Origin of the sequence: Pseudomonas sp. Sample_9 (assembly GCF_004307535.1) — a bacterium.
GTDB classification, from domain to species: domain Bacteria; phylum Pseudomonadota; class Gammaproteobacteria; order Pseudomonadales; family Pseudomonadaceae; genus Aquipseudomonas; species Aquipseudomonas mercuritolerans.
On record NZ_RAZO01000016.1, the window covers coordinates 2,711 to 9,322 of the forward strand.

Sequence of the window (6,612 nt, forward strand, 5' to 3'; positions counted from 1 at the left end):
CTGCACGTGCCGGTGCAAGCGCGTTCAACGTTGTGGCGTGTGCTGCCACTGAACACCGCAACCTGGGCGCTCGGTGGTTTTTACGCCTCGTTGGCACCGTCGTTGGTGCGCACGGCCACTGGCTCTACCTCCAATCTGATCGGCGGTGCGACGGTCGCGGCGCTCACCGTGACCGGTGCGTTGATGATTTTTACGATGCGCAATCGCCCGGCCGCTCAGGCGCTGCGGCTGGGCGCGAGCCTGCTGCCGGTCGGGCTGATTCTGATTTTGCTCGGCGTGCATGGCGCCAGTCTGCCGCTGTTTTTCTTCGGCACACTGGTCGCCGGTTGCGGCTTTGGTTCGGGCTTTCTCGGAGCGGTGCGCAGCCTGGTGCCGCTGGCTTTGCCGCATGAACGAGCCGGCTTGATGTCAGCTTATTACGTGCTCAGCTATCTGGCGTTCTGTTTGCCGGCGTTGCTTGCCGGGTATCTGGCGCGCAACTTTGGACTGCTGGCGACCACCGATGGTTACGGCGTTGTGTTGATCGTGCTGGCGGTTGCTGCGCTGCTGCTCAGTCTGCGTCCGCAGACGGGCAGAGTTTGCAGCGCTCCTTAGCGCGTGTGGACACTTATCTGCAAAACAGATAACAGTTAGAGATATTACCCGTTATATCGATATTCGATTCGGATCTACCATGGACTCAACCTCACCAGAGGACAGGAGTTCATGATGATTTGCCCCAACAGTGTCACCCCCGGCTACAAACCTTTCAGTCAGCTTCAACATCCTCGTGAAGTGATTCGCCAATTCACGCCGAACTGGTTCGCCGCAACCATGGGCACCGGTGTGCTGGCATTGGCACTTGCTCAGTTGCCGCTGGCCATTCCCGGATTGCGCGCCGTGGCCGAGGGGCTGTGGCTGTTCAACATTCTCTTGTTCAGCTTGTTTACCGCTGCCTACGCCGCGCGCTGGATTTTGTTCTTTGACGAGGCGCGGCGGATTTTCGGCCATTCCACCGTGTCAATGTTCTTCGGCACCATTCCCATGGGCCTGGCGACGATCATCAACGGTTTTCTGTTGTTCGGGCTGCCGCGCTGGGGCGACGGTGTCATCCAGCTGGTTGAAGTGTTGTGGTGGATCGATGTGGCGATGTCGCTGGCCTGCGGTGTGCTGATTCCGTACATGATGTTTACCCGCCAGGAACACAGCATCGATCAGATGACCGCGGTCTGGTTGCTGCCGGTGGTGGCAGCGGAAGTGGCAGCGGCCAGCGGTGGCCTGCTCGCCCCGCATCTGACCGACGCCCATGGGCAACTCGTCGTACTGACCACCAGCTATGTGCTCTGGGCTTTCTCCCTGCCAGTGGCGTTCAGCATTCTCACCATTCTGTTGCTGCGCATGGCCTTGCACAAACTGCCCCACGAAAACATGGCCGCGTCGAGCTGGCTGGCGCTGGGTCCGATCGGCACCGGTGCGCTGGGCATGTTGCTGTTGGGCGGTGAGGCACCAGCGATTTTTGCCGCGAATGGTCTGCCCGGCGTCGGTGAAATCGCCTCAGGATTAGGGCTGGTGGCAGGGATCACCCTGTGGGGTTTTGGTCTGTGGTGGATGTTGATGGCGCTGCTGATCACCGTGCGTTATCTGCGTGACGGCATTCCGTTCAACCTCGGCTGGTGGGGCTTCACCTTCCCATTGGGCGTGTATTCGCTGGCGACGCTGAAACTGGCAAGTATCCTCAACCTGACATTTTTCAGTGTGTTCGGTACGGCGCTGGTGATTTTGTTGGCGGCAATGTGGCTGATCGTCGGCAAGCGCACCGTGCAGGGCGCGTGGCGAGGCGAGCTGTTTGTCTCGCCGTGTATCGCAGGTTTGAAGAAATAATCCGAAAAGTTTAGGTAAGGTGTGGCCTGGATCGTGGTGCGGGATTCCAATAACAAGCACCCAGGCCTCACTACCTAACATCAGGAAACACGGAAGATGAGTCACCCCTCACAGTTCAACCTGTTGCGCACCCGGCGCTTTTTGCCCTTCTTTATTACCCAGTCGCTCGGCGCGTTCAACGACAACGTGTTCAAGCAGTCGTTGATCCTCGCCATCCTCTATCGGTTGACCATCGAGGGCGATCGCTCGATCTGGGTCAACCTCTGCGCGCTGCTGTTTATCCTGCCGTTTTTCCTGTTCTCGGCGCTGGCCGGGCAGTTCGGGGAAAAATTCGCCAAGGACGCGCTGATCCGTCTGATCAAACTCGCGGAAATCGCCATCATGGCCGTAGGATCGATCGGTTTTCTGTTCGATCATCTGTCGCTGATGCTGGTGGCACTGTTCGCCATGGGCACGCACTCGGCGTTGTTCGGCCCGGTGAAGTATTCGATCCTGCCGCAGGCCTTGCGCGACGATGAACTGGTCGGCGGCAACGGTCTGGTGGAAATGGGCACGTTTCTGGCGATTCTCGCCGGGACCATCGGCGCCGGGATCATGATGTCGTCCGAGCACTACGCGCCGGTAGTCTCCGCAGCGATCGTCGGCATTGCCGTGCTGGGTTATCTGGCCAGCCGCAGCATTCCGCGCGCGGCGGCCTCGTCGCCGGAAATGCGCCTGAACTGGAACATTTTCAGTCAATCCTGGGCGACGCTGAAACTCGGTCTGGGCCAGACGCCAGCAGTGTCACGTTCGATTGTCGGCAACTCGTGGTTCTGGTTTGTCGGGGCGATTTACCTGACGCAGATCCCGGCCTACGCCAAGGAATGGATGCACGGTGACGAAACCGTGGTCACGTTGATTTTGACGGTGTTTTCGGTGGGCATCGCGCTGGGTTCGATGCTCTGCGAAAAGCTCTCCGGGCGCAAAGTCGAGATCGGACTGGTGCCGTTTGGCTCGTTTGGCCTGACCGTGTTCGGCCTGTTGCTGTGGTGGCATTCCGGTGGGATCCCGGACAGCGTCACCGGCCATAGCTGGATTGCCGTGCTGGGCTTCGTGCACACCTGGGCGGTATTGATCGACATCCTTGGCCTGGGTATTTTCGGTGGTTTCTATATTGTGCCGCTGTACGCGCTGATCCAGTCACGCACGGCTGAAAACGAACGGGCGCGGGTGATTGCCGCCAACAACATTCTCAACGCGCTGTTTATGGTGGTGTCGGCGATTGTTTCGATCGTCTTGTTGAGCGTCGCCAAGCTGTCGATCCCGCAACTGTTTCTGGTGGTGTCGCTGCTGAACATCGGCGTCAACGCCTACATCTTCAAGATCGTTCCGGAATTCAGCATGCGCTTCATGATCTGGCTGCTCAGCCATTCCATGTACCGCGTCGAGCACCGCAACCTTGAAGCGATCCCGGACGAGGGCGCGGCGCTGCTGGTGTGCAACCACGTGTCGTTCGTTGATGCCTTGCTCATCGGCGGGGCGGTGCGTAGGCCGATTCGCTTTGTCATGTACTACAAGATCTACAACCTGCCCGTGCTGAACTTCATTTTTCGCACGGCGGGCGCAATTCCTATCGCCGGACGCCAGGAAGATATCCAGATCTACGAAAAAGCCTTCACCCGCATCGCCCAATATCTGAAAGACGGCGAACTGGTGTGCATTTTCCCGGAAGGTAAATTGACCGCCGATGGCGAGATCAACGAGTTTCGTGGCGGCGTGACGCGGATTCTCGAAGAGACCCCGGTACCGGTGATTCCGCTGGCGTTGCAAGGATTGTGGGGGAGTTTCTTTAGTCGCGATCCGAGCAAGGGTTTGTTCCATCGCTTGTGGTCGCGGGTGACGCTGGTGGCGGGGCCGGCGATTACTGAAGGGACGGAGCCGGCGAAGTTGCAGGTGTTGGTGGGGGAGTTGCGCGGGGCTGTCAGATAGTCGGTGTATCAAAAGGCCCCTTCGCGAGCAGGTTCGCTCTCACAGTTGGCCCTGTTCCAATAACGGAACGCGGTTGAATGTGGGAGCGAGCCTGCTCGCGAAGACGCTAGTGGCTTAAGCGCTGACTTTAAGGCCTATCAAACCTGTGACGATCAACGCCACACTGACCAGCCGAATCAGCGCCATCGACTCGCCGAACAAAATGATCCCGGCGATCACCGTACCCACGGCACCGACACCGGTCCAGATCGCATACGCCGTACCCAACGGCAATTCCTTCATCGCCAGACCGAGCAAACCAAGGCTGATGGCCATGGCGGCAACGGTCAGGGCAGTGGGGAGCGGGCGGGTGAAGCCGTCGGTGTATTTCAGGCCGACGGCCCAGCCGACTTCGAACAGGCCGGCGCAAAACAGAATGATCCAGGACATGCAGGACCTCCATCGATTGACGGGGTCGTCCCCAGATGAATGACTCGATCGAGCCGCAGGGTCGTCCCCGCGTTGCGCAATATACTGACGAGCATTAACCCGGGGATCAAGTTTTCGGCTCAGTCGACCGCCCGTTGCGCGAGGTTGTCGCGGTCTTCCTTCTCGCTCATGCGCCGGAAGTACGTCGACAGCAGTGCTCCGGAAATATTGTGCCAGACGCTGAACAGCGCGCTCGGCACCGCCGCCAGTGGCGAGAAATGCGCACTGGCCAATGCCGCGCCCAGTCCCGAATTCTGCATGCCGACTTCCAGTGCCAGCGACTTGCGCTGAGCCAGCGGCAAGCCGAACAGGCGCCCGGTGAAGTAGCCGAGCAGATAACCGAAGCTGTTGTGCAGCATGACCACGGCCATGATCAGCAGACCGGACTCGGCAATTTTCGCCTGACTCGCCGCCACCACGGCGGTGACGATAATCACGATGCTGACCACCGACACCAGCGGCAACACATCCACCGCATGCCGCACCTTGTCGCCGAGCAGCCGCTGCGCGACCACGCCGAGAACGATCGGCAACAGCACCACTTGCAGGATCGACCAGAACAGCTCCATGAACGATACCGGCAACCACGCCGAGGCGAGCAGCCAGATCAGTGCCGGGGTCAACAGCGGAGCGAGGAGGGTGGTGACGGCGGCAATGGCCACGGAAAGCGCCAGGTCACCGCGCGCCAGCCAGGTCATCACGTTTGACGAAGTGCCGCTCGGGCAGCAACCGACCAGAATCACGCCGACGGCGATTTCCGGCGGCAGGTGAAACACCTGGCAGAGCAACCACGCCACACCGGGCATGATCACGAAATGCGCAACCACGCCCAGCGCCACCCGCCATGGGTGGCGAGCGACGGCGGCGAAGTCGTCGAGTTTGAGGGTCAGGCCCATGCCGAACATCACCAGACCCAGCAGCGGTACGATCGCGCTTTTCAGGCCGATGAACCACGCCGGTTGCAGGAAGGCCACGACTGCGAATATCAGAACCCAATAAGCGAAGGTATTGCCGACAAAGCGGCTGAGTGCAGCCAGTGCGCGCATGGCTTGATCCTTATTTTTGGTTACACCACAAAACATTGTGGGAGCGAGCCTGCTCGCGAATGCGGTGAGCCAGACACATTAATGTTGACTGGCACACCGCATTCGCGAGCAGGCTCGCTCCCACAGGTTAGATACTCGTCAGAGTCAGATCCCCTGCGGCATCTCTTCCCCACCCAACGCTTCAACCAGTGCCGGCAGGAAGTCGCCGAAGGTCAGCATCATCAGGGTGAAGCTGGCATCCAGTTGGCCCAGGGCTTCGTCGCCACCGTCCTGTTCCGCCTGATCCTGCAACAGATCCTCGAATTTCAGGCGCTTGACGGTCATCTTGTCGTCGAGCATGAACGACAGTTTGTCCTGCCAGGCCAGCGACAGCTGAGTGACGACTTTGCCGGTGCTCAGATGCAGCTGGATTTCTTCACTGGTCAGGTCCTGACGCTTGCAACGGACGATGCCGCCGTCTTCGTGGGTGTCGCGCAGTTCGCACTCGTCCAGCACATAGAAATCGTCGGCGGCTTTCTGCGTGGTGACCCACTCGGTCATCACCGCAGTCGGTGCCATTTTCACGGTGAGCGGACGCACGGGCAGGGTGCCGATCACTTCGCGCAGGGTCGACAGCAGGTCTTCGGCGCGTTTCGGGCTGGCCGAGTTGACCAGGATCAGCCCCTGTTTCGGCGCGATCGCAGCGAAGGTCGACGAGCGACGAATGAACGCGCGCGGCAGGAACGCCTGGATGATCTCATCCTTGATCTGATCGCGTTCCTTCTTATAGACCTTGCGCATCTGCTCGGCTTCGATCTCTTCGACCTTTTCCTTGACCGCGTCACGCACGACGCTGCCCGGGAGAATACGTTCTTCCTTGCGCGCAGAGATCAGCAGGAAATCGCCGCTGACGTGTACCAGCGGCGCATCTTCGCCCTTGCCGAACGGCGCGACGAAACCGTAAGTGGTCAGCTCCTGGCTTGCACACGGCCGCGCCAGTTTGGTCGCCAGTGCAGTTTCCAGCGCCTCGGCATCGACAGGCAGGTCTTGGGTCAGGCGATAGATCAGCAGGTTCTTGAACCACATGGGGTGAGTCACTCCTTTATACAAAGGGGGGCATTATTGTCTTCGCCGGGGCATAGGCCAACCCTTCTCTAAGCCTTTGGAAGGCCTCGGAAAATTATTTAAAAAAGTGCTTGCCAGAGGTTGGGGTGCTCCGTAGAATGCGCGCCACACCGAAGCGAAGGGTGATTAGCTCAGCTGGGAGAGCGTCTGCCTTACAAGCAGAATG

Annotated in this window: 5 protein-coding genes and 1 pseudogene; 3 read left to right on the forward strand and 3 right to left on the reverse strand. The window is 59.6% G+C overall.

The window, feature by feature from the left end; genetic code table 11:
- From D6877_RS01135 to D6877_RS01145, 3 genes and pseudogenes are all read left to right on the forward strand, one after another.
- Positions 1–594 (forward strand): annotated as a pseudogene (locus D6877_RS01135) (MFS transporter); the annotation flags it as partial.
- Between the two features lie 114 nt (positions 595–708).
- Positions 709–1,860: a TDT family transporter gene (locus D6877_RS01140; protein ID WP_122752090.1), complete on the forward strand. Its 1,152-nt coding sequence runs from the start codon at positions 709–711 to the stop codon at positions 1,858–1,860.
- A gap of 96 nt (positions 1,861–1,956) precedes the next feature.
- On the forward strand, positions 1,957–3,828 hold the full coding sequence (locus D6877_RS01145) for an MFS transporter (RefSeq protein WP_130909588.1): 1,872 nt from the start codon (positions 1,957–1,959) through the stop codon (positions 3,826–3,828).
- A 114-nt stretch (positions 3,829–3,942) separates the two neighbouring features.
- Here D6877_RS01145 and sugE read toward each other — a convergent pair whose 3' ends face one another.
- From sugE to rdgC, 3 genes are all read right to left on the reverse strand, one after another.
- Positions 3,943–4,257 (reverse strand): quaternary ammonium compound efflux SMR transporter SugE, encoded by a 315-nt coding sequence (gene sugE / locus D6877_RS01150; RefSeq protein WP_024012188.1) that lies wholly within the window; start codon positions 4,255–4,257, stop codon positions 3,943–3,945.
- 119 nt (positions 4,258–4,376) lie between these two features.
- Positions 4,377–5,342: a bile acid:sodium symporter family protein gene (locus tag D6877_RS01155; protein WP_130900882.1), complete on the reverse strand. Its 966-nt coding sequence runs from the start codon at positions 5,340–5,342 to the stop codon at positions 4,377–4,379.
- Between the two features lie 144 nt (positions 5,343–5,486).
- Complete coding sequence (gene rdgC, locus D6877_RS01160; protein WP_024012190.1) at positions 5,487–6,407, reverse strand: recombination-associated protein RdgC; 921 nt, start codon at positions 6,405–6,407, stop codon at positions 5,487–5,489.
- Positions 6,408–6,612: the final 205 nt, after the last annotated feature.